Origin of the sequence: Ramlibacter sp. GCM10027632 (assembly GCF_042675325.1) — a bacterium.
GTDB lineage: Bacteria > Pseudomonadota > Gammaproteobacteria > Burkholderiales > Burkholderiaceae_C > Ramlibacter.
The window spans coordinates 350754-376703 of sequence record NZ_JBHTGW010000002.1 but is presented as its reverse complement, the minus strand read 5'-3'; the positions used below and the strand labels follow the sequence as shown (position 1 = coordinate 376703).

Here is a 25950-nt window from a genome sequence, read left to right as displayed (position 1 = left end):
TTGGCGAGCGTGCCGAGGCAATGGCTCGTTCGGGGGGGTCGGGGCGCGCGCGTGCTCAATACGCCGCGCGGTCGAAGAACACCAGCCGGATGGTGCGCAGGATGATCAGCAGGTCCAGCCCCAGCGACCAGCGCCGCAGGTACTCCAGGTCCAGCCGGATGCGGCCCTCCATCTTGTCCAGCGAGTCGGTCTCGCCGCGAAAGCCGTTGACCTGCGCCCAGCCCGTGATGCCCGGCCGCACCTTGTGCCGCACCATGTAGGCACGGATGCGGGCGCGGTACAGCTCGTTGTGCGCCACCGCGTGAGGTCGCGGGCCGACGATGCTCATTCGCCCCTGCAGCACGTTGAAGAACTGCGGCAGTTCGTCCAGCGAGGTGCGACGCAGGAAGGCGCCCAGGGGCGTGATGCGCGCGTCGCCGCGCCGGGCCTGCGCGATCTGCGGGCCGTCCTCGGCCACCGTCATGCTGCGGAACTTCCACACCACGATCTCCTCGCCCCCCAGCCCGTAGCGGCGCTGGCGGAAGATCACCGGCCCGCGCGAGGTGCAGCGGATCGCGGCGGCCACCGCCAGCATCAGCGGCGCGAGCAGCAGCAGGATCAGCGAGGCCAGCACCAGGTCGCTGGCGCGCTTGAGGGCGCCGGCCGCGCCGCGGAACGGCGTCTCGCAGACGCTGATGACGGGCAGGCCGCAGATGGTGTCGGCACGGCCCTGGATCAGGTCGGTCACGAACAGGTCCGGCACGAAATACACCGAGGCCGTGGTGTCCTCCAGCGCCTCGAGCAAGGCCCGCACGCGCGGCTGCGACGCCATGGGAAGCGACAGGTAGATCAGGTGCACGCGCCGGGCCGTCACCACCGCCGCGACGTCGTCGAGCCGGCCGAGGTAGCCGGGCCGGGTGGGCACGCGCTCGCCGGCGCGGTCGTCGAACCAGCCCACGAGCGTGACGCCGGCGTCCCGCGTGCGCGCCAGGCGCTCGGCGAGGGCGCGGCCCTGCGGGTTCAGGCCCACCACCACCGCGCGCAGCGGCGGCCCCTCCAGGCGCGCCAGGCGCGGCGCGGCGCGGCGCAGCGCCAGGTGCGCCGCCACCTGCAGCACGGGCGCGAGCGCCAGCCACGGCAGCAGCACGCCCGGGGCCAGGCGGTGGATCTCGCCGGTGGCCGCGGCCGCAAACAGCAGCAAGCCGCTCGCCAGCAGCCAGCCCCCCAGCAGCCCGCCCAGGGCCTGCCGCCAGGGCTGGCGCAGGCGCGGCGGCGCGGGATAGGCCAGCGCGAACGCCAGCACGCCGGTGAAGGCCCAGGGCAGCGTGAGCGCGCCCTCGCGCCAGGCCGCCAGCGCCCACAGCGAGAGCACCGCCGCGAGCGGTTCGAGCCAGGCTTCCAGCAGTCGCACCAGGCCGCTGTCGCTGCCCGGGGGCGCGGGCAGCAGGGCGGCGGGCTGGCGCGGCGAAGCGGCGTCAGGCATGGGCCGCCAGGCGGGTCAGCCGGGCCACGGCCTGGGCGCGGTTGGTCACGTCGAGCTTGCTGAAGATGCTTTTCATGTGGTTCTTCACCGTGAACTCGCTGATTCGCAGGATGCAGCCGATCTCGGGGTTGGTCTTGCCCAGCGCGACCCAGGCCATGATCTGCCGCTCACGGCCGCTGAGGACGCCCACCGGCGCCACCAGCGAGGCCACCGCGTCGCCCGCCGGCGCGAGCGGGTGGCGCAGCAGCGGCAGGCGCCGCAGCGCGGTGTCGATGAAGGGCGCGAGCAGCCGCAGCAGCGCCGGCTCGGCCTCGCCGGGACGCGGCCGGCCCGAGAGCAGGGCGAACAGGCGCTCGCCGCCCTGGCCGGTGTCGGGCGTGGCGTGGACGACGGCGCTGCGCATCCAGCCCAGGGCCGCGGGCGCCGCACCGCCCTCGCCGCACAGGCGCAGGCAGCCCTGCACGTCGACGCAGCAGGGCGCCTGGCGCGCCGCCACCCAGCAATCGCGCAGGTAGTGCACCAGCGGGCGCAGCCGCGGGCCCAGGCCGTCCTGCGTGCGCAGGCCGGGCAGGCTGGAGACCAGGTCGACCTGCAGCACGCCGCAGCGGAAGTCGCCCCAGGCGGCCAGCATCAGCTCGTGCGGCAGCAGGCCCTGGACCGGCCCGGCCAGCCACCGCCACAGCGCCTCGTGCGAGGCCAGGCCCGCGCCGAGCGAGGCCACGTGCAGGAACTGCGAGGGGTCGGCATCGGCATCGGCATCGGTGGGGGCGGCGGGCGGGTGCATGGCGGGGCGGGCGGTGGTCGGCGACTGGGGACGGATGCTGCGCGAGCCGGACAGCGCGCCCCTGTAGGCGCCCGCTTCGGCCAGGTGTCGGCGGCTGGCGCAGCCATTGCCGCGCAGGCCGCGGCCCGCGGCGTACACTGGCGCCCCCCTGCCCCGTCCCCCGCGCCTGCCGCCCCCGCCGTGACCGACTCCGACCGCCCCGCCCCGCCCGTGATCGGCAAGGTCCATGCGCAGCGCCTGCGCGAGGTCTATCGCTCGGCGGGCTGGCCCTGCCAGGACGGCGTCGAGCTGGAGCTGCTGGCGGCCGGCCTCTTGCAGCGGGTGCGCAGCGACGGTGGCCACGAGACCCTGCGCCTGACCGACGAAGGCATTGCCCTGGTGGCCCGGCAGATGGCGAGCAACCGCGCCGCTTTCGACGCGCACGAGGCCCTGGTGGAGCGGGTGGCGCAGCAGGCGGCACGGGCCGGCCGCATCGCCTGGCGCGGCCTGAAGCTGCGCGCGCAGGTGCCGGGCGACGCGCCCGACGCGCTGAAGTGGGTCCTCGCCAAGCCGGACGTCTTCTCGATCCGCAACACCTCGGTGGCCGAGTACGTCGAGCCGGTGGTCCACGAGGTCAAGGTGCGCCGCGCCGACCTGCTCGGCGACCTGCGCCGGCCGGCCAAGCGCGCGGCCTACCTGCACCTGGGCGAGTGCTGGTACGTGCTGGGGCAGGATGCCAAGGGTCGCCCCATCGGCGAGCCCGACGAGGTGCCCGCCGAGTGCGGCGTGATCATGGCCACCGGCGACCGCCTCCAGGTGGCCCGCCCGGCGACGCCGCATCCGCGCAGCGGCCTGCCCTTCACGGTGTGGATGGCGCTGGCCAAGGCCACGCCGCTGGAACTGCCGGGGCAGGCCGAGGCTCAGGGCGTGCTGGTGCCGCTCGACGACGGCGGCTGATCGCCCGGACCGGGCGGCTGCGGCTGCGGCTGCGGCTGCGGCTGCGGCTGCGGCTTCGGCTGCGGCTGCGGCTGCGGCTTCGGCTGCGGCTGCGGCTGCGGCTGTGGTGCTGGTGCTGGTGCTGGTGCTGGTGCTGGTGCTGGTGCTGGTGCTGGTGCTGGTGCTGGTTCCGCTGCCGGCGGCGCGCCGAGGTCGTCGTGCGACGGCTCGGACTCGGGCAGGTCGGCCTCGTAGGCCAATTCCGGTTCCTCGTGCTCGAGGCCTGGGCTCCAGGGCTGGCCCCGGGGCGGCACGGGCAGGTCGCCGGACGGTGGTGCGGTCATGGCAGCCGCGGCTTCGCGCCCGGGTCCTCCGGCTCGGCCGGGCGCCACTCCGGCGCGAACTCCGGCTCCACCGGCAGCCGCGAGGTGTTGGGCTCGGCGTCGTCGGGCATGGGCTGCGGCGGCTCGGGTTCGATGGGGATCGTGGCGGCGCGCCATCCCCCGCGCGCTGGCCGTGGCGGGGGCGAGAAGCCGTCACCGACGCCGCTGCATACCGGCGGCCCGTGGTGCAGGCTCGGATCGATCGCGTAGGGAATGGGCACGGCGGATCCGCTCCCGGCATGTCAGGTGTTTTCCTCGGCGATGCGCCGGGCCTCGCGCCGCATGACGGTGCTCGGTTCGTGGGTGAAGGGCAGCCGCGGCAGGCCGATCAGGGACTGCAGCCGCGCGTGGGCGCGGTCCATGTCGGCGCCGACCATGGCCAGCGCCACCTCGTGGCCCGGCTCGTCACGCGCCAGCTCGAGGTAGGCCGCGCGAAAGCGCTGGTAGTCGGCCTCGGCGCGCTGCACCTCCTTCTGGGCCGCGACGATCCGGGCGTACTCGGCCCGGGTGTAGCGCAGGGGTTTCTCCGTCGTTTCCATCGGGCCTCCGGGAGGATGAGGGCATGGCGACGCCACGAAGGCGCATCCTAGGAAACGGTCCCTCGCGCAGGTGTACCGGAACTGAAACAAAGGTGGCTCGGCGGCGCCCCGCCCCGGGGGAAAACCCCGCCGCCCGGTCCCGGGCAAGCGCCGTATCCTTATGCACCAAAGAATATTGACCGTCTCCAGGAGAACCACCGTGGCCCAGCGCCTTCTCACCCCGCCCGCCGACCTGGTGGACAAGCTCGTGCTCGCCAACCGCATCCTCTACGACCAGGGCGTGGTCGACGGGCTGGGCCATGTGAGCGCGCGCCATCCCACCGAGCCGGGGGTGTTCCTGCTCTCGTGCAACCGCGCGCCGGCGATGGTCAAGCGCGCCGACATCACCTGCTACGACTTCGACGGCAACACCGTCTCCGACACGAGCGAGCGCCCCTACCTGGAGCGCTTCATCCACGGCGAGATCTACCGCGCCCGGCCCGACGTGATGGCCGTGGTCCACAGCCACTCGCCCAGCGTCATCCCCTTCGGCGCGGCGCGCCGGCAGCTGCGGCCGATCTTCCACATGTCCGGCTTCCTGGGCGAGGGCTCGGCGCTGTTCGACATCCGCGAGAAGCACGGCGAGACCGACATGCTGATTCGCAGCCCGGAGCTGGGCCGCTCGCTGGCCGAGTGCCTGGGCCGCCACACCTGCGTGCTGATGCGGGGGCACGGCTCCACCACGGTTGGCGTCTCGGTCGAACAGGTGGTGTTCCGCGCCATCTACGCCGAGGTGAATGCCAACCTGCAGCTGCAGGCCCACTCGCTGGGCGAGGTGCAGTTCCTCACCCCGCAGGAGGCGCAGCTGGGCTCCGACACCAACGACACGCAGATCCCGCGCTCCTGGAACCTGTGGGCCCAGCGCGTGGGCGCCATCGAGTGACCCCCCCTGGAGAGAACCTGCCATGCGAATGACCCGCCGCCTCACCCTCCTCGCCGCCGCCCTCGCGTGCGCCGCCTTCGGCTCGGCCCCGGCCCGGGCCGACAACTACCCGAGCAAGCCGGTGCGCATCATCGTGCCGTACGCCACCGGCGGCGGCTCGGACATCCTGGCGCGCCAGGTCGGCGCCCGCCTGCAGCAGCTGTGGGGCCAGGGCGTGGTGGTGGACAACCGCGCCGGCGCCTCCGGCAACATCGGCACCGAGGCGGTGGTGCGCTCGCCCGCCGACGGCTACACCCTGCTGCTGCAAAACAGCACCATGGTGGTGGTGCCGGCGCTGGGCACGAAACTGAACTACGACCCCGAGAAGGACCTCACGCCCATCATGCTGCTGGGGCTCACCCCCATCGGCCTGGCGGCGCACCCGTCGGCGAACATTTCCAACGTGAAGGAGCTGGTGGCGCAGGCCAAGGCCAAGCCCCTGAGCTATGGCTCCTGCGGCATCGGCACGCCGCAGCACTTCGTGATGGAGCTGGTCAAGCAGCGCGCCGGCGTGGACGCCACGCACGTGGGCTACAAGGGCTGCTCGCCGGGCGTGGCCGATGTCCTGGGCGGGCAGATCCCGCTGGCCATCGTCAGCGCCAACCTGATCGCGCCGCACGCGAAGACCGGCAAGCTCAAGGCGGTGGGCGTGTCCACCGCCGGCCGCTACGCGCTGATGCCCGACGTGCCGACCTTCGAGGAGCAGGGCCTGAAGCCGCTCGATTTCTCGATCTGGTACGCCCTCATGGGCCCGGCGAAGATGCCGGCCGACGTGGTGGCCAAGGTGCAGGCCGACGTGCGCAAGGTGCTGGCCGAGGCCCCCGTGCGCGAGGCCCTGTCGGCGGCGGGGGTGGAGCCGCTGTCCGGGGGCGCGGACGACCTCACGAAGCTGATTCGGGCGGACCTGGCGAGGTACGCGCAGCTGGCGAAGTCGGCGAATATCAAGCCGGAGTGAGGCGGGAAGCCTTATTCGGGAAAGGCCACACGTAGCGAGGCTTTCGGGGGCGTCGTGACAGCCACCGTGAAGCCGCCGCCTTCGCGGGGCGTCAAACGGGCCTCGAATGACTGGTAAGACCTGGAGGTCAATGGATCGAGCCCGACCAAGGCTTTGGTCGCATCTTGATCGAATTTGCGGCTGCCACCGCCGTCATCCCTGACTGCCATGACGGTAGCACTCTTGGCTACAAGGATGGCGAGGCGCCCACGGACAGTGACCCCGCCAGCCCCGTCGCTCGCGATTTCAAAATCGCAGGGCGCCACAGGACTACCCAGTAGGGCAAAGCCCCCGTCATAGGCGAAGGGGCTGTCTTCGCGGGGGATGGCCTGCGCCCCCGCCCCCTCGTCTGGCAAGTCGGCACCCAGCAAGGCAAACACCCCCTGGTAGGTCAGCTTCGACGCCGCCAACGCGAGTTCGCGATTGCCTTGAGCGACACGGGTCAACAGGGACTCGCACGCAGCCTCCATGTCGGTCTTGAAGTCCAGCTTGAAACGGGCTCCGTCTGCCCCGCGTCCAAAGACTTGGCTGCGTTGGCAGTCCTTGGCCATCGCGACTGTAATCGGCAGGATGGCACCGTCAGTGCGCCCAGACGCAAGGCCGAGTTGATTTGGCACCAGCTCCTCGGACGTGGTGTTGTCCACGTTAGCCTGCAAGGCCTCGGCGAATCGTTCTGTGGTCAATAGGCTGCATTCGCTGGCCTCGGTATCGATCTTTTCCAGGATCACCTGCGTTATGGATCCAAGCGCAAACAGCTCCTTATCGCCTCCTTCAGCAAGCGCTCCGACGTCTGAGAGGTCCATGCGAGCGGCCACGCCTGCATCCAATGTCGCCCCAGGATCTACCATCGCCTGCAAGGCCAGGCACTGCCCGAGCTCACGCGTCGCGGCATCTTTCGCCCGCGCGCCGCCGGCGTCCTTGGCTGCTTGCCAAGCCTGCGTGGCAGCCTCCGCTTTCCCCTGAACCTGTTCGCGCAGGCTGATCCGAGCCAGATCAACGGTATTCTGTATCGTCGGTGTGGTGTCGGCAGAGGCCGACCACCCGGACAGGCCCATGTGCAAGGTCCTCGCCTCCCGCATCGTCAACGCGGCGATTTGAATGCCCAAGCGGGCATTGATTGTCGATATCGCATCAGCCGCCCCCCCCTCTCCTGTGGACATCGGTGCCAGTTCACCCAGCCGGCTGGCCGCCGCACTGACGGCGGCGTTTTTGGGAGCATGCCCCTGGACGGGACTCAGCGCTTCGACAAGTGCTTGGGCACTACAGGCCAATTGCAGGTTGGCGGGCAAGACGTCGGCACGTGAAGCCAGCGCAGGCAGGCCCGGGCCCATCCCGCGCGCCACGTGGGCAAGGTCCGCGGGACTCATGGCTGGAAGGTTGAAGCGAGGGACCGACGCACCCTCGGTCGGGACCCGGACCAGGCGGCCCAGGTCAGCGCCGAGGCGGGCCAGCTGGGTATTGCGTTCCGGTCCCGGCGAGGCAGGCAATGAAGCCAGGGTCTTGTAGGCGCTGCTCGCCACCCGGTCGGTGGCCTCCTGGCGCACTTGCGCCATCACGGCCGCGATTTCGGGCGATGGATCGGGCGCGGCCAAGTGGCGACTGAGCCCCAGCATGAGCGAGTCGAGCTGCTCACTGGACATGTTGCGCACATGGATGCCAATGCGCTGCGCCGCGATGCCCAAGGCCAGCCCGGGCGAGGGCTCGGCAGAGGGCGATGTCCCGCCACCACCGAGCTTCGCGCAGGCATCCATCAGTGCGCCGACCGAGGCGGGGATCCCTTGCACGGCGACCGTATCGGTGCGCGAGATCGCTCCGAGCAGGTCACCGGCATGCCGACTGGCCTCCATCGCCGTCGCCCGCGCCGACGCCTCCGCTCGGGGCACGGGCGCAGGGGCGGAAGAGAACAACCGCTTGATGGCCGACGCCAGCGCCGACAGGCTGAAGCCCGTGGCACGCGGGGCCGCGGCCGGTGCCTGGGCGATCGAGTGCTCGCCGAACCGCCCGACGGGGCTGTCCTTGAAGTCGGTCTGGACATGCTGGGACACCAGCTCCTGGACCTTGAACGTCGCGCCATGGATCATGAAAGTCGTCCCCCGGCGGACATGGCCCGCCCGGAGCTTCGTAACAGGCCGACGTTTACGGTTCAGCAACCGTCAGATCACGAACTTCTCCCGCGTCCCCGCCGCGAACATCTCGTCCACCGTCACCCGCCGCTTCGACAGCCCCTGCTCGTGGTGATAGCGCAGGAAGGTGTCCAGCACCTTCTCGTTCGGCCCCACGCCGTAGCTCCAGAAGTCCTCGCCCATGGCGGCCACGGTCTGCTCGTGTTCGGCCGGGGCCCAGGGCAGGCTGATCTTGAGGGCGGCCACCTCGCCGAGTTCGGCCAGGGCCAGGTCCTTGGCGCGGGTGAAGGCCTTGAGCAGGCTCATGGGCAGCCAGGGGTTGGCCTCCACCAGGCTGCGGCGCACGCCCACCACATGCATGATCGGGAAGATGCCGGTCTTGGCGAAGTAGGCGCTCTCCACCGAGCGGAAGTCCTCGAACAGCCGCTTCACCGGCCGCCCCGGCAGGTGGAAGCTGCTCGGCGCGCGCGGCGCCACCAGGGCGTCGATCTCCCCGGACAGCAGCATCTCGTTCAGCGTGCGGCCCTCGGCAATGGGCTGCAGGTCGATCTCGGCGGGCAGGCTCAGGTCCACCTTCTCGTGGCGGCCCGGAGCCTCCACGCCGCCGGTGCGCCAGCGGATGTCGCGCGGGCGCACGCCGTATTCGTCCTCCAGGATGCCGCGCACCCACACCGGCGCGGTGAGCTGGTACTCGGGCACGCCGACCTGGCGGCCCACCAGGTCCTGCGGGGTCTTGATGTCGCTGCCTTCGCGCACGTAGATCGCGGAGTGGCGGAAGGCGCGCGAGAGGAAGACCGGCAGCGCCACGTAGGGGCTGGCGCCCTTCGAGAGCAGCATGGTGTAGCTGCTCATGGAGAGCTCGGCCACGTCGAACTCGGTGCCGCGCAGCGCGCGGAAGAAGGTCTCCTCCACCGGCAGGTTGAGGAAGTTGGGGTCGCAGCCTTCGATGGGCACCTCGCCGTTCATGAGGCGGGCGGTGCGGTCGTAGTCCCAGCAGGCAATGGTCAGGGGGAGTTTCATTTCTGTTCTTGGTCGATGAGTCGTTGCAGGAGGCGGCGCGCCTGGATCGGGCCGGCATCGGTCACCAGGGCCACCGGGAAGGCCGAACCGCCCTCCTCGCCCAGCGCGCGCTGCTGCGCCTCCAGCATCACCTTGTCCTCGTCGAAGGTGCGCGCGGACTGCACGCGGATGAATTCGGTGAGCCCGGCGTCGTCACGCTGGTACTGGCGGGCGATGCCCCAGAAGTAATGCGTGCTGCCCGGGGTCTCGGGCGTGGCGATGTGGATCACGCGGCGCTCCAGCGCCTCGGAGCGATCCTTGTCCACGGGGTACGAGCCGTTCTCGATCAGGTTGAACGCGGGCGGCCGGAAGATGGTGGTGTGCCAGCGGTGGATCTTCGTGGTGAAGCCGGTGGCCTTCACGTAGAACGGCGGCGGGTCGCAATTCAGGATGTCGCGGTGCACCCGCACCGTGCCGCCCTCCACCGTGGTGGTCACCGGCGCGCGGGCCACCGCCTCGTTGCCGATGGTGTGCTCGTGCAGGTAGGACTCGTGCGAGAGATCGAGCAGGTTGTCCGTGAGCAGCTGGTAGTGGGCCTCGATGCGGTGGTAGCCGGTGCAGGCGGCCCACGCGGGGTCGTCGAACCAGTGCACGTCGGGCACCAGCGCCGGGTCGGCGAGCGCGGGGTCCCCCATCCAGATCCAGACCATGGCATGGCGCTCGGCCAGCGGCCAGGTGCGCACCTTCGCCTGGGCGGGGATGCGCTCCTGGCACGGGATCTCGCGGCACTGGCCCTGCGGGTCGATGCGCAGGCCGTGGTACGCGCAACGCACCAGGTCGCCGATGCGCCGGCCCATGGACAGCGGCACGCCGCGGTGCGGGCAGCGGTCCTGCATGGCCACCGGCTGGCCGGCCCCGGTGCGATACAGCAGCACGGCCTCGCCGAGGATCGTGCGGGCCAGCAGGCCCTCACCCACCTCGTGGCTGAAGCCGGCCGCGTACCAGCAGTTGCGCAGAAACGCCACCTCAGTCGCCCTTGATGCCCTGGGCGGTGACGAGCTTGCGGTAGTTGGCGGTCTCGCGGGCGATGAACTCGCCCAGGGCGGCGGGCGTGCTGGCCTGGGGTTCGAAGTAGCCGGTGGTCAGCGCCTTGCGCACCTCGGGGTCGTTCAGGGCTCGGGCGAAGGCGGCGTTGAGCCGCTCCACCACCGGCGGGGGCGTGCCGGCCGGGGCGAAGGCGGCGTACCAGCCCTCCAGGCCGTAGCCCTTGAGGCCGGCCGAGGCGATGGTGGGCACGGCGGGCAGCAGGGTCGAGGGCTTCTCGCTGGTCACGCCCAGGGCCTTCACCCGCTTGCTGTCGATGAAGCCGGCCACCGAGTTCACCGACATCATGGCCAGGTCGATCTGGCCGCCGGCCACGTCGGTGGAGGCGCCGCTGCAACCCTTGTAGGGCACGTGGACGATGTGCACATTGGCCATGGCCTTCATCATCTCCGCGGCCAGGTGGTGGATGCCGCCGTTGCCGCAGGAGCCGTAGGCCAGCTTGCCCGGGCGCGACTTCGCGTACTTCAGCAGCTCGGGCAGCGTGTTCACCGGCAGGTCGTTCTTGGCCACCAGCACCACCGGCGAGTAGGCCAGCATGGAGACCGGGGCGAAGCTCTTGTGCGGGTCGTACTTGGTGCCGGGCGTGAGGATGGGGTTGATCACCAGGCTGTTGGTGATGATGGCCAGGGTGCGGCCATCGGGCGCGGCTGCGGCCACGAAGTCCAGGCCCAGGTTGCCGCCGGCGCCCGGCTTGTTCTCCACCAGCACGGTCTCGCCCAGGTCGGCCTGCAGCTTGCGCGCCAGCAGGCGGGCCAGCGCGTCGACGCCGCCGCCAGCGCTGAACGGAACGACCAGGCGGGTGACCTTGTCCTGCGCCTGCGCCGGCGCGAGGGCGGTGAGGCCCAGCGCCAGGGACAGCGCTGCGAGCTTCAGGGTGCGGGCAATCTTCATGGGGTGTCTCCTCGTGTTCTTCTTGGGGGCATGCGTCAGGCCGGCTGGCGCTCGCACAGCTTCTGCAGGATGCGCCGTGCACGGTTGGGGCCGACGTCGACATGGATGTCGATCTGCTGCGGCACCGGGAAGCGCACCTGGTTGTTGAACTGCGCCTCGATCACCACCTTGTCCTCCATGAAGGTGGCGGCGGTCTGCTGCACCACCAGGGGCGTGATGTCCTGCTGCCCCGGCTGCGGGTTGGTCGCGATGGTCCAGAAGTAATGGCAGGTGGTCTCGGTCTCCGGCGTCACGCCGTGGAAGCCGCGCATGTGGAAGCCGTGGCGGTCGGGGTCGTCGTAGGAGCCGGTGCCCGTGTCCATGCCCCCGGTCCAGATCTCGCAGTGCGAGGTGTGCCAGACCACCTCCTGCCAGCGGTCGATCTTGCCCTTGAAGGGCCAGGCCGCCGAGTAGGTGGGCGGCGGGTCGGACTCGGGCATGAGGCGCACCACCTTCACCGTCTCCTCGTCGGCGGTGACGGTCAACTTGGCGTTCATGTGGATCTTCGCGTTGCCGCCGATGGTCTTGAGGTGCACGTAGCCGAGGTGGCTCAGGTCCAGCAGGTTGTCGTGGATCAACTGCCAGGGCGCGTCGTAGTGGAAGACGTCGCCGCCGAACTTGTAGGCCGGGTCCTGGTGCCAGCGGTAGGCGGGCGGGTCGCGATCGGGCTGCGAGTCGGGCGTGCTGCCGACCCACACCCACAGGATCTGGTCGCGTTCGCGCAGGGGGTAGGACCTGACGCGTGCCTTGGAGGGGATGCGGTCCTGCCCCGGGATCTCCACGCACACGCCGCAGCCGTCGAACAGCAGGCCGTGGTAGCCGCAGCGCAGGCGCCCGCCCTCCAGCGTGCCGCACGACAGCGGCAGCTCCCGGTGGCAGCAGCGGTCCTCCAGCGCGGCGACGCCGTCTTCGGTGCGAAACAGCACCATGGGCCGCGAAAGCAGGGTGCGGGCCACCGGCTGGTCCTTCAGCTCCCAGGAGAAGCCGGCCACGTACCAGCGGTCCAGGGGAAACGGGTTGGCGCGCGCCATCACGGCGGCGGGGGCGGCAACGGTGTTCATGCGTCTTTTCCTTGTCGGGGTTGCAGGGGCGCGCGGCTCTGCTCGTTGTTCAAGTGGACGAATTTCGTGAGGAGCCGGGCGAACTCGGCGCGCTCGGCGGGGGTGAGCGGGTCCAGCATGCGGTGGCGCAGCTCGTGGACCGCGGGCACCAGCGTGGCCAGCACCTTCTCGCCCTCGGGCGTGAGGGTGAGCCGGCGCTGGCGGCGCGCCATCAGCTCGCGGTGGATCCAGCCCTTGGCCTCCAGCCGCACGCACATGTCGGCGGTGGTGGAGGTGTCCAGGGCCACCAGGCCGGCCAGCGTGAGCTGGTCGATGCCCGGCGCCTCCTGCAGCATGCGCAGCACCGCGTACTGCGTGGGCGTGACCTGGGTGCCCATGACCTCGTGGAACATGGACACCGCGATCTGCTGCGCCCGCCGGATCAGGTGTCCCGGCTGGTCGTACAGGTCCATCAGCAGTTCGTCGTCGGCCTTCCTTCGGGCCGCTGCGGCGCGGGGCATGGCGCGTTCAGCCGGCAAGGGTCAGGGCTTGGCGCCCGGGTCCTTCACCGCCTTGAAGGTGTCGAACTCCACGTTGTGCAGTTCGCCGTCACGGCGTTCGACGCGGCGGATGTAGATGTCCTGCACGATGTCGCGGGTCTGGGCGTCGATGGCGATGGGGCCGCGCGGGCTCTCGAACGACTGCCCGCGCATCGCGGCCAGCAGCGCGTCGCCGCCGCCGGCGCCCTTGGTGGTTTCCAGCGCCTTGTAGATCACGCGCATGCCGTCGTAGCCGCCCACGGCCATGAAGTTGGGGCGCATGCCCTTGTTGGCGGCCTTGAAGCCGTCGACGAAGCGCTTGTTCAGGGCCGAGGGGTGGGCGGTGGCGTAGTGGAAGGCGGTGACCGCGCCCAGGGCGGTGTCGCCCATCTCGTTGAGGATGTCGTCGTCGGTGATGCCGCCGTCGCCGATGATGCGGATGCCGGCCTTGTCCAGGCCGCGCTCGCGGAACTGCTTCATCAGCGCCGCGCCGGGGCCCGAGGGCACGAAGACGAACAGGGCTTCGGGGCTGGCATCGCGCACGCGCTGCAGGAAGGGGGCGAAGTCCGGGTCGCGCAGCGGCACGCGCAGCTCGGCGGCGACCTGGCCGCCCTTGGCGGTGAAGGCCTCCTTGAAGCTCTTCTCGGCGTCGATGCCGGGGCCGTAGTCGGTGACCAGGGTGACCACCTTCTTCATGCCGTTGCGGGCTGCCCATTCGGCCATGGTGGCCGAGGTCTGGGGCAGCGTGTAGCTGGTGCGCACGAAGTACGGCGAGGTGGCGACGATGCTGGAGGTGGCGGCGGCCATGATCACCGCCGGCACCTTGGCCTGCGTCACCAGCGGCCCCACGGTGAGGGCCAGGGGCGTGAGGCCGAAGCCGGCGAGCACGCCCACCTTCTCGTTGACCACGAGTTCCTGGGCGATGCGGCGGGTGTTCTCGGGCTGGCCGCCATCGTCCTTGAGGATCACTTCCACCTTGCGGCCGGCGACCGTGGTGCCGTTCTGCGCCTGCCAGAGCTTCACCGCGGCATCGATCTGGCGGCCGGTGGAGGCGAAGGGGCCGGTCATGGGCAGGATGAGGCCGACCTTGAAGGCGGCGTCCTGCGCGAAGGCGGCGGGGCTGAGGGCGGCGGCGAGCGCGGCGGCGGCCAGCACGGTGCGGCGAGAGGTCATGGAGGTCTCCGGTGTCTTTCTGGGTGTGCGATGCCCGATCCACATTCAGTGAACGGAACGTGAATCAGCATACTGAACATGACGGCGGCGAAGAACCGGCGTTTTCCCTAGGTGGGGGCCGGGGGGCGAGGTCTTACGTCAACGCGACTGGTTATCTCGGCCTCCCCCGGCTTCGTCCGGCCGGGCGCGCTGCACGGGCGGGGGCAGCAGGCTCCTCCCGGGGGGCTGGTGCGCTCCCGCGCACGGCCCCACGGGTCCCTCCGCCTGCCGCCCCCACCCGCGCATCGCGCACGAACACGTGAAGGCTTCGCGCCGGAAAGATCACGCGTCATTTTTCGCACGAACGCTCGCTCAGAGAAGCGGCCGACACTCGCTCGAAGTCGTACTCGACTCGGTCACTTGGGCCGGAGAAGACGGAGCGCACCTTTCCGGCGCGAAGCCTTCACCTTTGCAGCGTGAGCGGCGTGGGGCTGGCGGGTGGGCGGAGGGACCCGTGGGCCCGTGCACGGGAGTGCACCAGGCCCCCGGGAGGAGCCCACCTGCCGGCCCCGCGCCGCGAACCTTGCCGGAGAAGGCGCGCACGGCCGCGTCAATGCAAGACCTGACCCCGCTCCCTCAGCCCGGCTTGCGCATCATCAGCGCCGAGCGCTTGCAGGTGGCCACCAGCTCGCCGCGCTGGTTGTAGCCGCGGTGCGCGAAGATGACGATGCCGTTGTCCGGGCGGGACTTGCTGGCGCGGATCTCCAGCACCTCGGACTCCACCCGGACCGTGTCGCCGTGGAAGACCGGCTTGGGAAAGCGCACCTCGTCCCAGCCCAGGTTGCCCACCGTGGTGCCCAGGGTGGTGTCGCCCACCGAGATGCCCACCACCAGGCCCAGCGTGAATGCGCTGTTCACGATGCGCTGGCCGAACTCGGTGTGCTCGCGGCAGTACTCCTCGTCGATGTGCAGCGCCGCGGGGTTGTGGGTCATCGCGGAGAACAGCACGTTGTCCATCTCGGTCACGGTGCGGCGGATGGCGTGCTGGAACACCTGGCCCACGGTGAATTCCTCGAAATACAGTCCGGCCATCTCAGTCTCCCTTGCGGCCGGCGCGCGCGGCGGCCAGCACGTTGATTGCTTGCGTGAGGTGGGGCTTGTCCACCATCTTCCCGTCCACCTGCACCGCGCCCGCGCCGCCCGCAGCGGCGAAGGCGTCGACGATCCGCTGCGCATGCGCGAGCTCGGCCTCGTCGGGCGTGAAGCCGGCATTGATGCCGTCCACCTGCGCCGGGTGGATGGCGATCTTGCCGGTGAAGCCGGCGCGGCGCGCGCGGCGCACCTCGCGGGCCAGCACGTCGTCGTCGCGGAAGTCGGCGGTGAGCGTGTCGATGGCCTGCACGCCGGCGTTGGCAGCCGCCAGCAAGCACAGCGAGCGGGCCATGCGGAAGGTGAGGTCGAACTCGCCGGACTCGTCGCGGTTGGTGGAGGCGCCGATCGCGGTGGACAGGTCCTCCGCGCCCCAGGTCAGGCCCGCCAGGCGCGGGCTGCAGCCGGCGAAGCCTTGCAGCGCGAACACCGCGCCCGGGGTCTCGGTGGACACCGACATGATGCGCGTGCTGCCCACCGACAGGCCCTCGCGGGCCTCGAGCGCGGTGAGGAAGTGGTCCAGTTGCGCCACATCGGCCGGCGTGGACTTGGGGAGCAGGATCCCGTCGGGCCGGCCCGGCAGGATGGCCACCAGGTCCGGCAGCGACAGCGGCGTGGCCAGCGGGTTGATGCGCACCCACAGCTGCTGGCGACTGCGGTCGCCGCGGGCGCGAAGGTAGTCCTGCACCATGCCGCGCGCCACCGGCAGGCGGTCGATGGCGACCGCGTCCTCCAGGTCGAGGATCAGGGCATCGGCAGCCGAGGTCTCGGCCTTGGCCAGTTTCTTGTCGCTGTCGCCGGGAACGAAGAGGAGGGATCGGAGCATCGGCATGAGGCAGGTTTATTGATACGGTAGCATACCATACGGTATTCTACGGTCAGGAGAGATAAAATCGATGTTCCGAGCGCATTCGGCCGACAGGCCCGAGCGCCCTCCTGAGGGAAACCGCATCCGATGACGCAATCCGCCACCAGCAAGAACACCCGCTCCGCCAAGGCCCGCGCCGCCGAGGAGGAGAACTGGGATGCCCGCCTGGGCTTCCTGATGCACGACGTCTCGCGCCTGCGCCGCAGCGTGTTCGACGAGTTCATGAAGCCCCTGGGCGTGACCCGCTCCCAGTGGTGGGTGCTGGCCTACCTCTCGCGCCACGACGGCATGATCCAGAGCGACCTGGCCAACGTGCTGGAGCTGGGCAAGGCCGCTCTCGGCGGCCTGATCGACCGGCTGGAGGCCGGCGGCTTCATCATGCGCCGCTCCGACGAGCTCGATCGCCGGGTCAAGCGCATCTTCCTGTCCAACAGCGGCGCGCACCTGGTCAAGGAAATGGTCAGGCACAACCACGACATGAGCGAGCGCATCCTCGAGGGCCTGTCCACCGAGGACCGCTATCGCCTGGCGGACATGCTGATGCTCGTGAAGCGCAACCTGGTGGCGATCCGCGGCCAGTCCGCCGCGGCGGCTGACGACGACGAGGAGTGACCGGCTCCGCGGGCGGGCGCCAGGCCCGCCCGGCCCGCCTCACTCAGGCTGGATGCCGGCCTCGCGCACCTTGCGGCCCCACAGCTCCAGCTGCGACTTCATGTAGCCGCCCAGTTCGGCGGCGTTGCCCGGCGCCACGTCGGCGCCGAGGGCAGTGAGCTTCTCCACCACCTCCTTGCGCGCCAGCATCTGGTTGATGCGTTCGCTCACCTGGTTCACGATAGCCGGCGGCACGCCCGCCGGGCCCACCACACCCACCCAGGCCGCCAGGTCGAAGCCGGGCAGCTGCGCGGCGGAAGCCACCGAGGGCAGGTCCTGCGTGAGCGCCCCCTTCTGTTCCACCGTCACGCCCAGCGCGCGGATGCGGCCCGATTGCAGGTGCGGGCGGCTGGAGGCCAGGTCCACGAACAGGAAGGTGACCTGCCCGCCAATGAGATCGGTGAGGGCCTGCGGCGTGCTCTTGTAGGGGACGGCGACCGACCCGATCCGGGTGAGGTTGGTGAAGGCCGCGCCGGCGATCTGGCCCGTGCTGTTGCCATAGGCATAGCTGGTCTTGTTCGCCGGGTTCCTCGCGTAGGCGAGCAGCTCGGGGATGGTCTTCACCGGCCCCTGCCCGTTCACCGCCAGCACGAAGGGGAAGTAGCACACGCGCGCGATCGGGGTGAAGTCCTTGATCGGGTCGTAGGGCAGGGTCTTGAACAGGAAGGGATTGACCGAGTGCGCGGTGTTGGTGGTGAGGAACAGCGTGTAGCCGTCGGGCGCGGACTTGGCCACCATCTCGGCGGCCAGGATGCCCGAAGCGCCGGGCTTGTTGTCCACCACGAAGGGCTGCTTGAACGCGGCCTGCAGGTCCTCCGCGATCATGCGCGCCACGATGTCGCTGGCGCTGCCGGCGCCGAAGGCGGTGACGATCTTCACCGGCTTGGCCGGCCAGGCCTGCGCCTGCGCCGACACCGGGGCGGCACAGGCCGCCAACATCCAGGCCAGGGTGGCCGCGATCCGCTTGAACTTCATTGCTTGTCTCCTTGGTCCGGGGATACCGCCTTCAGGCGGGATGCGGTTCTTCTCGAACTCGTATGCATGGATATTAGATGCTGGCTTACCGGGAATGGCAAGGCTCAGGCCACCTCCGCGACACGGACGATCACCCGCCGCGTCGAGCGGCGCTCCTCCACCGCCTCGAACGCCGCGGCATAGTCGTCCAGCGTGTGGCAGGCGCCCGGTTCGGGCCGCAGCGTGCCCGCGAGCACCTGGGCGAACAGGGTGTCCATCATCTCGCGCAGCGGCTGCTCGTAGCGCCTGCGCGCATCGACCGGGCTCCAGCCCAGGTACCAGCCGAAGTTGAAGCCCACCACCTCGATGTTCTTCACCAGCAGCAGGTTGGCCGGGATCTGCGGCACCTGGCCGCTGGCGAACCCGATCAGCAGGATGCAGCCCTCGGGCGCGACGAAGCGCAAGGCCTGGTCGAACTGGGCGCCGCCCACGGGGTCGAACACCAGGTCGACGCCTTCGCCGCCAGTGAGCGCCTTGATACGCTCGGCCAGCGTGTCCACGTCGTCGTTGCCGCAGGCGATGGCGTGGTGCGCGCCATGGGCCATCGCGAGCGCGCAGCGCTCGGGCGTTCGCGCCACCGCGATCACGGTGGCCCCGGCCTCGCGGGCGATCTCGATCCCGGGGATGCCGACACCGCCCGCCGCGCCCAGCACCACCACGGTCTGCCCGGGCCGGATGCCGGCGCGCCAGTGCAGCGCGGCATGCGCGGTGCCATAGGTCGTGGGGACGATCGAGGCCCTGTCCAGCGGCACGCCCTCGGGCACATGCCACACCGTCTCGGCGGTGGCGATCGCCTCCTCGCCGAACCCGCCCCAGTCGAGGGCCGCCGCGACCCGGTCACCGGGCTTGAAACGGGTGACGCCGGGGGCGACTTCGAGCACCACGCCGCTCACCTCCGTACCCGGCACGAAGGGCAGCGGCGGCTTGCGCTGGTAGCGGCCCGCGGTGACCAGCGTGAGCGCGAAGCCCACGGTGCAATAGGCCACCGCGATGCGCACGCAGCCGGGACGCAGCGCCGGCCGCTCGACGTCGGCCAGGCGCAGGCCGCGCCAGCCGTCCCAGCGCTCGCAGACCAGCGCCTTCACGCCGCGCCGCCGGGGGAGGCCAGCCGGACCAGGCGCTTGCCCGAGTTGCTGCCGGCGTAGAGGTCGGCGATGGAGCCGGGCGCGCGTTCGATGCCCTCGACGATGTCCTCGCGGTACTTCAGCCGGCCCTGGCGCACCCAGGCGGCCAGGCGCGCCACCGCCTCCTCGTAGCGGTGCTCGTAGTCCCAGACCAGGAAGCCCTGCATCGAGGCGGACTTGTTCAGGAGGTGGCGCTCCACCCGCGGGCCTTGCGGCCAGTCGTCCCAGTTCGCCACCGAGGCGGTGCCGCACACCACCACGCGGGCGTTCTTGTTCAGGAGGCGCATCACCGCGTCGGTGATCGCGCCGCTGGTGTTGTCGTGGTACACGTCCACGCCCTCGGGGCAGGCCTGCGCCAGGCGCTGCGCGAAGTCGGGCGCCTTGTAGTCGACGGCGGCATCGAAGCCGAATTCGTCCACGCACTGCGCGCACTTGGCGGGCCCGCCGGCGATGCCCACCGTGCGGCAGCCCGCGAGCTTGGCGATCTGGCCCACGGCCGATCCCACGCCGCCGGCAGCGGTGGACACGACCACGGTGTCGCCCGGCATGGCGCGGGCGATCTCCTTGAACGAGAAGTAGGCGGTGACGCCGTTGATGCCCAGCACGCCCAGCGAGAGCGAGAGCGGCAGGTCGTCCTCGCGCACCTTGCGGCGGATGCCGTGGCCGTCGCTCAGCGCGTACTCCTGCCACCCGAGCATGCCCATGACGGCGTCGCCCTCGCGGTAAGCGGGATGGCGCGAGGCCACCACGCGGCCGGCGGCGAAGCTGCGCATCACCTCGCCGATGCCCACCGCCGCCGAGTAGTTGGCCGCGGCATTCACCCAGCCCCGCATGGCGGGCTCGACCGAGAGGTATTCATTGCGCACCAGGAACTCGCCCGGCCCGGGTTCGGGCACCGGCACGGTCTCGATGCGGAAATGATCGGCCTGCGGAATGCCCACCGGGCGCGAGGCGAGGACCACGCGCCGTCCGGTCGCGGGTAGAGTCATTCGGAACCCCCTTGTGGCTTGACGTGAAGCTGCGATGGGGATTATGGTATGCCTGCGTACGATATGCAACCATCTACAAACTCCCGCTCCCGCCCCACCCCGAATACCGTCGCCTTCCGCGAGTGGATCAACGCCCGCCACGGCCTGTCGCTGGGCGACTACGAAGCCCTGCGGCAATGGTCCGTCGACCATGTCGAGGACTTCTGGCAGGCCGTGTGGGACCGCTTCGGCGTGCAGTCGCCCACCCCGCATGCCCGGGTGCTGTCCGAGGCGCGCATGCCCGGCGCGCGGTGGTTCGAGGGCGCGCAGGTCAATTACGCCAGCCATGTCTTCCAGCACCTGGCCGCCAGCGACGCCGCCGGCGCGCCGGCCCTGGTGTTCCGCAACGAGCGCCTGCAGGCCGAGGGCCGCACCGAGGCCTGGACCTGGGCCGAGCTCGCGCGCCAGGCCGGCGCCCTGGCCGCCACACTGCGTGACCACGGCGTGGGCCGCGGCGACCGCGTCGCCGCCTACCTGCCCAACATCCCGCAGGCGGTGGTGGGCCTGCTGGCCTGCGCCAGCCTGGGCGCGGTGTGGAGCCTGTGCGCGCCCGACATGGGCGTGGGCACGGTGCGGGACCGCTTCCGCCAGATCGACCCCAAGGCCCTGATCGCCTGCGACGGCTCGGTCTACGGCGGCAAGGTGGCCGACCGCCGCGCCCTGGTGGGCGAGCTGCTGGAGACCCTGCCCACGCTGCAGGTGCTGGTGCAGGTGGACTACCTGCGCGAGGCCGGCGCGCCCGAAGGCGGCGGCGACCTCGCCCCCGCCGGCTGGGGCGGCCGCCGCGTGCGCTGGGCCGACGCCGTGGCCCATGCCGCGCCGGTGGCGCCCGAGCCCCTGCCCTTCGACCACCCGCTGTGGATCCTCTACTCCAGCGGCACCACCGGCCTGCCCAAGCCCATCGTGCATGGCCATGGCGGCGTGATGCTGGAGATGCTCAAGCTCCACGCCTTCCACCTGGACCTGCACCCCAGCGCCGAGCGGGACACGGGGGACGAGCGCTTCCTCTGGTACTCCAGCTCGGGCTGGGTGATGTGGAACCTCTCGACCAGCGCCCTGCTCCTGGGCACCACCGTGTGCGTCTACGACGGCCACCCCTCCTACCCGCAGCCGGACACCCTGTGGCGGCTCGCCGACGAGGTCGGCCTCAGCTTCGTGGGCGCCGGCGCGGCGTACTACGCCAGCTGCCTGAAGGCCGGCCTGCGCCCGCGCGACACCCTGGCCCTGCGCCACCTGCGCTCGCTGGGCTCCACCGGCTCGCCGCTCTCGCCGCAGGCCTATGCCTGGGGCGAGGAGGCGGTGCGCGACGGCCTCTGGTGGTGCGTGGTCTGCGGCGGCACCGACCTGGCCAGCGCCTTCCTCGCCGGCACGCCGGAGCTGCCCACGGTGCATGGCGAGATGCAGTCACGCGCCCTGGGCGCCGACATCCAGGCCTGGGACGAGGCCGGCCGCCCCTTGCTGGGCGAGGTGGGCGAGCTGGTGTGCGTGCAGCCCATGCCCTCGATGCCGCTGTACTTCTGGGGCGACGAGGGCATGCGCCGCTACACCGACAGCTACTTCGACACCTACCCCGGCACCTGGCGCCAGGGCGACTGGCTCAAGATCACGCCCACCGGCAGCACCGTGGTCTACGGCCGCAGCGACGCCACCCTGAACCGCCACGGCCACCGCCTCGGCACCAGCGAGCTGTATCGCGTGGTGGAGGACCTGCCCGAGGTCATGGACAGCCTGGTGGTGGACCTGGAATACCTGGGCCGCGCCAGCTGGATGCCGCTGTTCGTGGTGCTGCGCCCCGGCCTGGTGCTGGACGAGCCCCTGCGTGACCGCATCCGCCAGCGGGTGCGGGCCGACCTCTCGCCGCGCTTCGTGCCCGACGAGATCGTGCAGGTGCAGGAGATCCCGCGCACGCTCACCGGCAAGAAGCAGGAGCTGCCGGTGAAGAAGCTGATGCTCGGGCGCGCGCTGCGCGAGGTGGTGAACCCGGACGCCTGCGCCAACCCGGGCGCCTTCGCCTGGTACGCCGACTACGCGGCGAAGCGCGAAGCCGCCCTGGCCCAGGGCGGCTGAGGCTCAGCGGATGGTGAAGCCGCCATCCGCCATCAGCACCGCGCCGAACGAGAAGCTCGCGCGCGGCGACAGCAGGAAGGCAATGGCCTGCGCGATCTCCTCGGCCTGCCCGAGGCGGGCCGCCGGGTGGGCGGCGGTGATCGCCTCGCGCTCGCCCGGCGTGAGCACCTGCAGCAGCGGCGTGTCGATGTAGCCCGGCCCCACGGCGTTGATCCGCAGGCCCTGGGGCGCGTAGGCGATGGCGGCGCTGCGGGTCATGCCCACCACCGCGTGCTTGGCCGCCGTGTAGGCCGGCGACTGCGCGGAGGCCACCTGCGACAGCACCGAGGCCAGGTTGACCATGGCGCCGCCCCCCTGCGCCTGCAGCAGGTGCGGGATCTGGAACTTCATGGCGTAGAACACCGCGTGCAGGTTGGTGTCGATGACGCGGTGCCAGTCGTCCATGGGCTGTTGCGCCAGCGGCACCCGGGCGCCGCTCACGCCGGCGTTGTTCACCGCCAGGTGCAGCCCGCCGAAGGCCGCCGCCACCGCATCCACCGTGCGCTCCACCGACGCGGCGTCGGTGAGGTCGGCCTGCCAGGCACGGGCCTCGGCGCCGCCGGCGCGCAGCTCGCCGGCCACGCGCTCCACGCCCTCGCCGTTGATGTCCACCAGCGCCAGCCGCGCGCCGCCGCGGGCCAGCAGGCGGGCGGTCGCCAGGCCGATGCCGGAGGCCGCGCCCGAGATCCAGGCGATGCGACCGTCGAATTCGCGCGCTTCGCTCATGCCGGGCTCACTTCACGGCGGCCGGCTGCACCTTGAAGACGCGGGCCATGAACTCGCCCACCACGCCCCGCGGCAGCAGCATCACCATCACCACGAACACCAGGCCCTGGATCACCGGCACCCACTGCGCATACCCCTGCAGGTAGCTTTGCATGGTGAGGATGAAGCCCGCGCCCACCAGCGGCCCGAACACGGTGCCGATGCCGCCCACCAGCGTCATCAGGATCACCTCGCCCGAGGCGCCCCAGCCCACGTCCACCAGCGAGGCCAGGCGGAACACCAGCACCTTGAGCGCGCCGGCCAGGCCGGCGAGGCTGGCCGACATCACGAAGGCGGCGAGCTTGTAGCGGTCCACCGCGTAGCCCAGCGAGATCGCGCGCGGCTCGTTGTCGCGGATGGCGCGCAGCACCTGCCCGAAGGGCGAGTGGATGATGCGGAAGATCAGCGCGAAGGCCAGGAAGAAGACCACCGCCACCACGTAGTACAGCGTGCGGTCGTCGGTGATGTCGATCACGCCGAACACCGGCCGGCGCGGGATCGCCGAGATGCCGTCGTCGCCGCCGGTGAAGGGGGCATTGACGCAGAAGAAGAAGAACATCTGCGCCAGCGCCAGCGTGATCATGGCGAAGTAGATGCCCTGGCGGCGGATGGAGACCAGGCCCACCACCAGCCCCGACAGCGTGGCGAACACCACGCCCAGGAGCACCGCCCACTCGGTGTGCCAGCCCCAGGCCTTGAGCGCATGGCCGGTCAGGTAGGCGGCGCCGCCGAAGAACAGCGCATGGCCGAAGGACAGCAGCCCCGCCTGCCCGAACAGCAGGTTGAACGCCGCCGCGAACAGCGCGAAGCACAGGAGCTTGGTCGCGAAGATCGGGTAGATCACGAGCGGCGCGACGGCGAGCACCGCTGCCAGCACCAGGAAGACCGTCTTGGAACGATGACGCATGGAAGAGCCTCGTGGAAGGATGCGGCGCTCAGGCCTGGCGACCGAACAGGCCGGCCGGCTTGACCAGGATCACGGCGGCCATCACCAGGAAGATGACCACGCTGGAGGCGGGCGGGTAGTAGACCTTGGTCAGCGACTCCAGCAGCCCCAGCGCGAAGCCGGTGACGATGGAGCCCAGGATCGAGCCCATGCCCCCGATCACCACCACCGCGAACACGGTGATGATCAGGCCCGAGCCCATCGAGGGCTTGACCTGGTCGATCGGCCCGGCCAGCACGCCGGCCAGCGCCGCCAGCCCCACGCCGAAGGCATAGGTCAGCGTCATCAGCCGCGGCACCGGGATGCCGAAGGTGCGCACCAGGTCCGGGTTGTCGGTGGCCGCCCGCAGGTAGGCGCCTAGGCGCGTACGCTCGATCGCCCACCAGGTGCCCAGGCACACCGCCAGCGAGGCGGCGACCACCCAGCCGCGGTAGTACGGCAGGAACATGAAGCCCAGGTCCATGCCGCCGGGCATGGGGTTGTCGTAGGGCTTGCCGGAGGAGCCGTAGATCACGGACAGCGTGCCCTCGATCATCTGCGCCAGGCCGAACGTGAGCAGCAGCTGGAACAGGTGGTTCATCTCGTACAGGCGCTTGAGGAGCGCGCGCTCCACCAGCGCGCCCAGGAGCGCCATCGCCGCCGGCACCAGCAGCAGGCTGGCCCAGTACGGCACTTTCAGGTAGTTCAGGAGCATCCAGGAGCCGAACGCGCCGAGCGTGAACTGCGCGCCATGGGTGAAGTTGATCACCCGCAGCATGCCGAAGATCACCGTGAGGCCCAGGCTCAGGACGGCGTAGAACGCCCCGTTGATCAGGCCGAGGGTCAGCTGCCCCATCAGGGCGGGCAGCGGGATTCCGAAGATGTCGGTCATTACACGCCCAGGTAGTTCTGCAGGCGATCCGGCGCGGCGCGCAGGTCGTCGTTGGAGAGCTGGTCGACCACGCGCCCGTGTTCGACCACGTAGTGGTGGTCGGCCACCGACATCGCGAAGTCCAGGCTCTGTTCCACCAGCAGCACGGTGTAGCCGCGCCGCTTCAGTTCCTGCAGCACCTGGCCGATGTGCTGCACGATCACCGGGGCCAGGCCCTCGGTGGGCTCGTCCAGCAGCAGGATGCGGCAGCCGGTGCGCAGGATGCGGGCGATGGCCAGCATCTGCTGCTCGCCGCCCGAGAGCTTGGTGCCCGGGCTGGCATGGCGCTCGGCCAGGCGCGGGAACAGCGCCAACACTTCCTCGGTGGTGAAGCCCCCGGGCGCCAGCACCGGCGGCAGCATCAGGTTCTCGCGCACGCTGAGCGAGGGGAAGATGCCGCGCTCCTCGGGGCAGTAGGCGATGCCCAGGGGCGCGATGCGCTCGGGCGGCAGGCCCACGGTCTCGGTGCCGTTGACGCGGATGGAGCCGGTGCGCTGGCGCAGCAGGCCCATGATGGCGCGCAGCGTGGTGGTCTTGCCGGCGCCGTTGCGCCCCAGCAGGGTCACCACCTGGCCGGTGGGCACGCTGAAGTCCATGCCATGCAGCACGTGGGAGGGGCCGTAGTGCCCGTGCAGGTCGCGCACCTCGAGGGCGGGCTTGACCTGGACGGTGGGTGGGTTCGCGGTCATGCAGTCGCCTTCCGGCCGATATAGGCCGCCATCACGCGCTCGTCGCGGGAGACCTCGTCGTAGCTGCCCTCGGTCAGCACCTCGCCGGCGGCCAGCACGGTGATGCGGTCGGCCAGGTCGGCGACCACGCCGAGGTTGTGTTCCACCATCAGGATGGTGCGGGTCTTCGAGACCCGGCGGATCAGGGCCGCCGTGGCGCTCACGTCCTCCAGGCCCATGCCGGAGGTGGGTTCGTCCAGCAGCAGCATCTCGGGATCGAGCGCCAGGGTGGTGGCGATCTCCAGCGCGCGCTTGCGGCCGTACGACAGGTCGCCGGCCACGGCCTGCGCCGCGTCCTGCAGGCCGACATCGGCGAGCAGCGCCATCGCCGGCGCCTCCAGCCCGGCCAGCGACTTGTCCGAGCGCCAGAACTGCATCGAGCCGCCCTGCTTGCGTTGCAGCGCCACGCGCACGTTGTCCAGGACGGTGAGCGTGGGGAAGATGGCCGAGATCTGGAAGCTGCGCACCATCCCCAGCTGCGCCACCCTCGCCGGCGGCAGGCGCGTGATGTCACGCCCCTTGAAGGTGATGCTGCCCGAGGTGGGCTCGAGCATCTTCGTCAGCAGGTTGAAGCAGGTGGTCTTGCCTGCGCCGTTGGGTCCGATCAGCGCGTGGATGTGCCCGCGCCTGACGCTCAGGTCGACGCCGTTGACCGCGGTGAAGCCCGCGAACTGCTTTCGCAGCCCGCGCACTTCCACCAGGGTGTCGGCGCTGGAAACGCTCGCCGTCACCCGGT

27 protein-coding genes are annotated in these 25950 nt (G+C 70.8%); 5 read left to right on the top strand and 22 right to left on the bottom strand.

All coding sequences use genetic code 11. The features are described 5' to 3' along the window. Positions 1–55: 55 nt before the first annotated feature. Entirely contained in the window at positions 56–1462 is a 1407-nt protein-coding gene (locus ACFQZY_RS05210; protein WP_377413470.1) for an undecaprenyl-phosphate glucose phosphotransferase, read from the bottom strand. After that, positions 1455–2384 (bottom strand): XrtB/PEP-CTERM-associated transcriptional regulator EpsA, encoded by a 930-nt coding sequence (gene epsA / locus ACFQZY_RS05205; protein WP_377413467.1) that lies wholly within the window; start codon positions 2382–2384, stop codon positions 1455–1457. Before epsA ends, ACFQZY_RS05210 begins: the two co-directional genes overlap by 8 nt. Positions 2385–2426: 42 nt before the next feature. Here epsA and ACFQZY_RS05200 point away from each other — a divergent pair, with 42 nt between their 5' ends. Continuing rightward, the gene (locus ACFQZY_RS05200; RefSeq protein WP_377413464.1) at positions 2427–3182 is read left to right on the top strand and encodes a hypothetical protein; all 756 of its coding nucleotides are present in this window, start codon (positions 2427–2429) and stop codon (positions 3180–3182) included. Here the strand turns inward: ACFQZY_RS05200 and ACFQZY_RS05195 are convergent. From ACFQZY_RS05195 to ACFQZY_RS05185, 3 genes are read right to left on the bottom strand one after another with little or no spacing between them, the layout of a single operon-like run. Continuing rightward, entirely contained in the window at positions 3146–3505 is a 360-nt protein-coding gene (locus tag ACFQZY_RS05195) for a hypothetical protein (RefSeq protein WP_377413462.1), read from the bottom strand. The genes ACFQZY_RS05200 and ACFQZY_RS05195 overlap by 37 nt on opposite strands. Next, positions 3502–3765 (bottom strand): hypothetical protein, encoded by a 264-nt coding sequence (locus ACFQZY_RS05190; RefSeq protein ID WP_377413460.1) that lies wholly within the window; start codon positions 3763–3765, stop codon positions 3502–3504. Before ACFQZY_RS05190 ends, ACFQZY_RS05195 begins: the two co-directional genes overlap by 4 nt. A gap of 21 nt (positions 3766–3786) precedes the next feature. Further along, on the bottom strand, positions 3787–4083 hold the full coding sequence (locus ACFQZY_RS05185; protein WP_377413459.1) for a hypothetical protein: 297 nt from the start codon (positions 4081–4083) through the stop codon (positions 3787–3789). 199 nt (positions 4084–4282) lie between these two features. On the opposite strand from ACFQZY_RS05185, the gene ACFQZY_RS05180 reads away from it, so the two are divergent. Then, positions 4283–5005: a class II aldolase/adducin family protein gene (locus ACFQZY_RS05180; protein WP_377413457.1), complete on the top strand. Its 723-nt coding sequence runs from the start codon at positions 4283–4285 to the stop codon at positions 5003–5005. 22 nt (positions 5006–5027) lie between these two features. Next, a complete protein-coding gene (locus ACFQZY_RS05175; RefSeq protein WP_377413455.1) occupies positions 5028–5999 on the top strand; it encodes a Bug family tripartite tricarboxylate transporter substrate binding protein in 972 nt (323 codons plus the stop codon). An 11-nt stretch (positions 6000–6010) separates the two neighbouring features. On the opposite strand, the gene ACFQZY_RS05170 is transcribed toward ACFQZY_RS05175, so the two are convergent. From ACFQZY_RS05170 to ACFQZY_RS05130, 9 genes are all read right to left on the bottom strand, one after another. Further along, on the bottom strand, positions 6011–8119 hold the full coding sequence (locus tag ACFQZY_RS05170; protein WP_377413453.1) for a hypothetical protein: 2109 nt from the start codon (positions 8117–8119) through the stop codon (positions 6011–6013). 72 nt (positions 8120–8191) lie between these two features. Next, positions 8192–9181, bottom strand: a complete 990-nt coding sequence (locus ACFQZY_RS05165) for an ABC transporter substrate-binding protein (RefSeq protein WP_377413451.1) — start codon at positions 9179–9181, stop codon at positions 8192–8194. Beyond that, positions 9178–10185, bottom strand: coding sequence for a Rieske 2Fe-2S domain-containing protein (locus ACFQZY_RS05160; protein ID WP_377413449.1), 1008 nt, complete (start codon positions 10183–10185; stop codon positions 9178–9180). Before ACFQZY_RS05160 ends, ACFQZY_RS05165 begins: the two co-directional genes overlap by 4 nt. A gap of 1 nt (position 10186) precedes the next feature. Continuing rightward, entirely contained in the window at positions 10187–11155 is a 969-nt protein-coding gene (locus tag ACFQZY_RS05155) for a tripartite tricarboxylate transporter substrate binding protein (protein WP_377413447.1), read from the bottom strand. Positions 11156–11190: 35 nt separating this feature from the next. After that, positions 11191–12255, bottom strand: a complete 1065-nt coding sequence (locus ACFQZY_RS05150) for a Rieske 2Fe-2S domain-containing protein (protein WP_377413445.1) — start codon at positions 12253–12255, stop codon at positions 11191–11193. Beyond that, the gene (locus tag ACFQZY_RS05145; protein ID WP_377413442.1) at positions 12252–12755 is read right to left on the bottom strand and encodes a MarR family winged helix-turn-helix transcriptional regulator; all 504 of its coding nucleotides are present in this window, start codon (positions 12753–12755) and stop codon (positions 12252–12254) included. The genes ACFQZY_RS05150 and ACFQZY_RS05145 overlap by 4 nt, the downstream gene beginning before the upstream one ends. Positions 12756–12776: 21 nt before the next feature. After that, positions 12777–13946 (bottom strand): ABC transporter substrate-binding protein, encoded by a 1170-nt coding sequence (locus tag ACFQZY_RS05140; RefSeq protein WP_377413440.1) that lies wholly within the window; start codon positions 13944–13946, stop codon positions 12777–12779. Between the two features lie 615 nt (positions 13947–14561). Beyond that, positions 14562–15017 (bottom strand): MaoC family dehydratase, encoded by a 456-nt coding sequence (locus ACFQZY_RS05135; protein WP_377413438.1) that lies wholly within the window; start codon positions 15015–15017, stop codon positions 14562–14564. Between the two features lies 1 nt (position 15018). Beyond that, the gene (locus ACFQZY_RS05130; RefSeq protein WP_377413436.1) at positions 15019–15900 is read right to left on the bottom strand and encodes an HpcH/HpaI aldolase/citrate lyase family protein; all 882 of its coding nucleotides are present in this window, start codon (positions 15898–15900) and stop codon (positions 15019–15021) included. A 129-nt stretch (positions 15901–16029) separates the two neighbouring features. Here ACFQZY_RS05130 and ACFQZY_RS05125 point away from each other — a divergent pair, with 129 nt between their 5' ends. Next, positions 16030–16554 (top strand): MarR family winged helix-turn-helix transcriptional regulator, encoded by a 525-nt coding sequence (locus tag ACFQZY_RS05125; protein ID WP_377413434.1) that lies wholly within the window; start codon positions 16030–16032, stop codon positions 16552–16554. Between the two features lie 39 nt (positions 16555–16593). Here ACFQZY_RS05125 and ACFQZY_RS05120 read toward each other — a convergent pair whose 3' ends face one another. The 3 genes from ACFQZY_RS05120 to ACFQZY_RS05110 all read right to left on the bottom strand — a co-directional run bounded on the left by ACFQZY_RS05120 (position 16594) and on the right by ACFQZY_RS05110 (position 19720). Next, positions 16594–17568 (bottom strand): Bug family tripartite tricarboxylate transporter substrate binding protein, encoded by a 975-nt coding sequence (locus ACFQZY_RS05120; RefSeq protein ID WP_377413431.1) that lies wholly within the window; start codon positions 17566–17568, stop codon positions 16594–16596. Between the two features lie 104 nt (positions 17569–17672). Continuing rightward, on the bottom strand, positions 17673–18692 hold the full coding sequence (locus tag ACFQZY_RS05115) for an NADPH:quinone oxidoreductase family protein (protein WP_377413429.1): 1020 nt from the start codon (positions 18690–18692) through the stop codon (positions 17673–17675). After that, positions 18689–19720 (bottom strand): NADP-dependent oxidoreductase, encoded by a 1032-nt coding sequence (locus tag ACFQZY_RS05110; protein WP_377413426.1) that lies wholly within the window; start codon positions 19718–19720, stop codon positions 18689–18691. Before ACFQZY_RS05110 ends, ACFQZY_RS05115 begins: the two co-directional genes overlap by 4 nt. A gap of 63 nt (positions 19721–19783) precedes the next feature. Between ACFQZY_RS05110 and ACFQZY_RS05105 the strand changes: the two genes are divergently transcribed. Then, positions 19784–21826 carry an acetoacetate--CoA ligase gene (locus ACFQZY_RS05105; RefSeq protein ID WP_377413423.1) on the top strand — a complete coding sequence of 681 codons (2043 nt, stop codon included), beginning with the start codon at positions 19784–19786 and terminating at the stop codon, positions 21824–21826. Positions 21827–21829: 3 nt separating this feature from the next. On the opposite strand, the gene ACFQZY_RS05100 is transcribed toward ACFQZY_RS05105, so the two are convergent. Genes ACFQZY_RS05100 through ACFQZY_RS05080 form a run of 5 tightly spaced genes read right to left on the bottom strand, consistent with a single transcriptional unit; the run spans position 21830 to position 25945 of the window. Then, positions 21830–22591 carry an SDR family NAD(P)-dependent oxidoreductase gene (locus ACFQZY_RS05100; RefSeq protein WP_377413421.1) on the bottom strand — a complete coding sequence of 254 codons (762 nt, stop codon included), beginning with the start codon at positions 22589–22591 and terminating at the stop codon, positions 21830–21832. A 7-nt stretch (positions 22592–22598) separates the two neighbouring features. Beyond that, positions 22599–23537 carry a branched-chain amino acid ABC transporter permease gene (locus ACFQZY_RS05095; RefSeq protein ID WP_377413419.1) on the bottom strand — a complete coding sequence of 313 codons (939 nt, stop codon included), beginning with the start codon at positions 23535–23537 and terminating at the stop codon, positions 22599–22601. 28 nt (positions 23538–23565) lie between these two features. After that, positions 23566–24447 carry a branched-chain amino acid ABC transporter permease gene (locus tag ACFQZY_RS05090; RefSeq protein WP_377413417.1) on the bottom strand — a complete coding sequence of 294 codons (882 nt, stop codon included), beginning with the start codon at positions 24445–24447 and terminating at the stop codon, positions 23566–23568. Further along, on the bottom strand, positions 24447–25175 hold the full coding sequence (locus ACFQZY_RS05085; protein WP_377413415.1) for an ABC transporter ATP-binding protein: 729 nt from the start codon (positions 25173–25175) through the stop codon (positions 24447–24449). The genes ACFQZY_RS05090 and ACFQZY_RS05085 overlap by 1 nt, the downstream gene beginning before the upstream one ends. After that, positions 25172–25945 (bottom strand): ABC transporter ATP-binding protein, encoded by a 774-nt coding sequence (locus ACFQZY_RS05080; protein WP_377413412.1) that lies wholly within the window; start codon positions 25943–25945, stop codon positions 25172–25174. Before ACFQZY_RS05080 ends, ACFQZY_RS05085 begins: the two co-directional genes overlap by 4 nt. Between the last annotated feature and the right edge of the window lie 5 nt (positions 25946–25950).

Excerpts from the sequence above, each read along its gene's own strand:
- ACFQZY_RS05210 (WP_377413470.1), bottom strand. The coding sequence starts at position 1,462 with ATGCCTGACGCCGCTTCGCCGCGCCAGCCCGCCGCCCTGCTGCCCGCG.
- ACFQZY_RS05195 (WP_377413462.1), bottom strand. The coding sequence starts at position 3,505 with ATGACCGCACCACCGTCCGGCGACCTGCCCGTGCCGCCCCGGGGCCAG.
- ACFQZY_RS05185 (WP_377413459.1), bottom strand. The coding sequence starts at position 4,083 with ATGGAAACGACGGAGAAACCCCTGCGCTACACCCGGGCCGAGTACGCC.
- ACFQZY_RS05175 (WP_377413455.1), top strand. The coding sequence starts at position 5,028 with ATGCGAATGACCCGCCGCCTCACCCTCCTCGCCGCCGCCCTCGCGTGC.
- ACFQZY_RS05170 (WP_377413453.1), bottom strand. The coding sequence starts at position 8,119 with ATGATCCATGGCGCGACGTTCAAGGTCCAGGAGCTGGTGTCCCAGCAT.
- ACFQZY_RS05165 (WP_377413451.1), bottom strand. The coding sequence starts at position 9,181 with ATGAAACTCCCCCTGACCATTGCCTGCTGGGACTACGACCGCACCGCC.
- ACFQZY_RS05155 (WP_377413447.1), bottom strand. The coding sequence starts at position 11,155 with ATGAAGATTGCCCGCACCCTGAAGCTCGCAGCGCTGTCCCTGGCGCTG.
- ACFQZY_RS05150 (WP_377413445.1), bottom strand. The coding sequence starts at position 12,255 with ATGAACACCGTTGCCGCCCCCGCCGCCGTGATGGCGCGCGCCAACCCG.
- ACFQZY_RS05145 (WP_377413442.1), bottom strand. The coding sequence starts at position 12,755 with ATGCCCCGCGCCGCAGCGGCCCGAAGGAAGGCCGACGACGAACTGCTG.
- ACFQZY_RS05140 (WP_377413440.1), bottom strand. The coding sequence starts at position 13,946 with ATGACCTCTCGCCGCACCGTGCTGGCCGCCGCCGCGCTCGCCGCCGCC.
- ACFQZY_RS05135 (WP_377413438.1), bottom strand. The coding sequence starts at position 15,017 with ATGGCCGGACTGTATTTCGAGGAATTCACCGTGGGCCAGGTGTTCCAG.
- ACFQZY_RS05130 (WP_377413436.1), bottom strand. The coding sequence starts at position 15,900 with ATGCTCCGATCCCTCCTCTTCGTTCCCGGCGACAGCGACAAGAAACTG.
- ACFQZY_RS05125 (WP_377413434.1), top strand. The coding sequence starts at position 16,030 with ATGACGCAATCCGCCACCAGCAAGAACACCCGCTCCGCCAAGGCCCGC.
- ACFQZY_RS05120 (WP_377413431.1), bottom strand. The coding sequence starts at position 17,568 with ATGAAGTTCAAGCGGATCGCGGCCACCCTGGCCTGGATGTTGGCGGCC.
- ACFQZY_RS05110 (WP_377413426.1), bottom strand. The coding sequence starts at position 19,720 with ATGACTCTACCCGCGACCGGACGGCGCGTGGTCCTCGCCTCGCGCCCG.
- ACFQZY_RS05105 (WP_377413423.1), top strand. The coding sequence starts at position 19,784 with ATGCAACCATCTACAAACTCCCGCTCCCGCCCCACCCCGAATACCGTC.
- ACFQZY_RS05100 (WP_377413421.1), bottom strand. The coding sequence starts at position 22,591 with ATGAGCGAAGCGCGCGAATTCGACGGTCGCATCGCCTGGATCTCGGGC.
- ACFQZY_RS05095 (WP_377413419.1), bottom strand. The coding sequence starts at position 23,537 with ATGCGTCATCGTTCCAAGACGGTCTTCCTGGTGCTGGCAGCGGTGCTC.
- ACFQZY_RS05090 (WP_377413417.1), bottom strand. The coding sequence starts at position 24,447 with ATGACCGACATCTTCGGAATCCCGCTGCCCGCCCTGATGGGGCAGCTG.
- ACFQZY_RS05085 (WP_377413415.1), bottom strand. The coding sequence starts at position 25,175 with ATGACCGCGAACCCACCCACCGTCCAGGTCAAGCCCGCCCTCGAGGTG.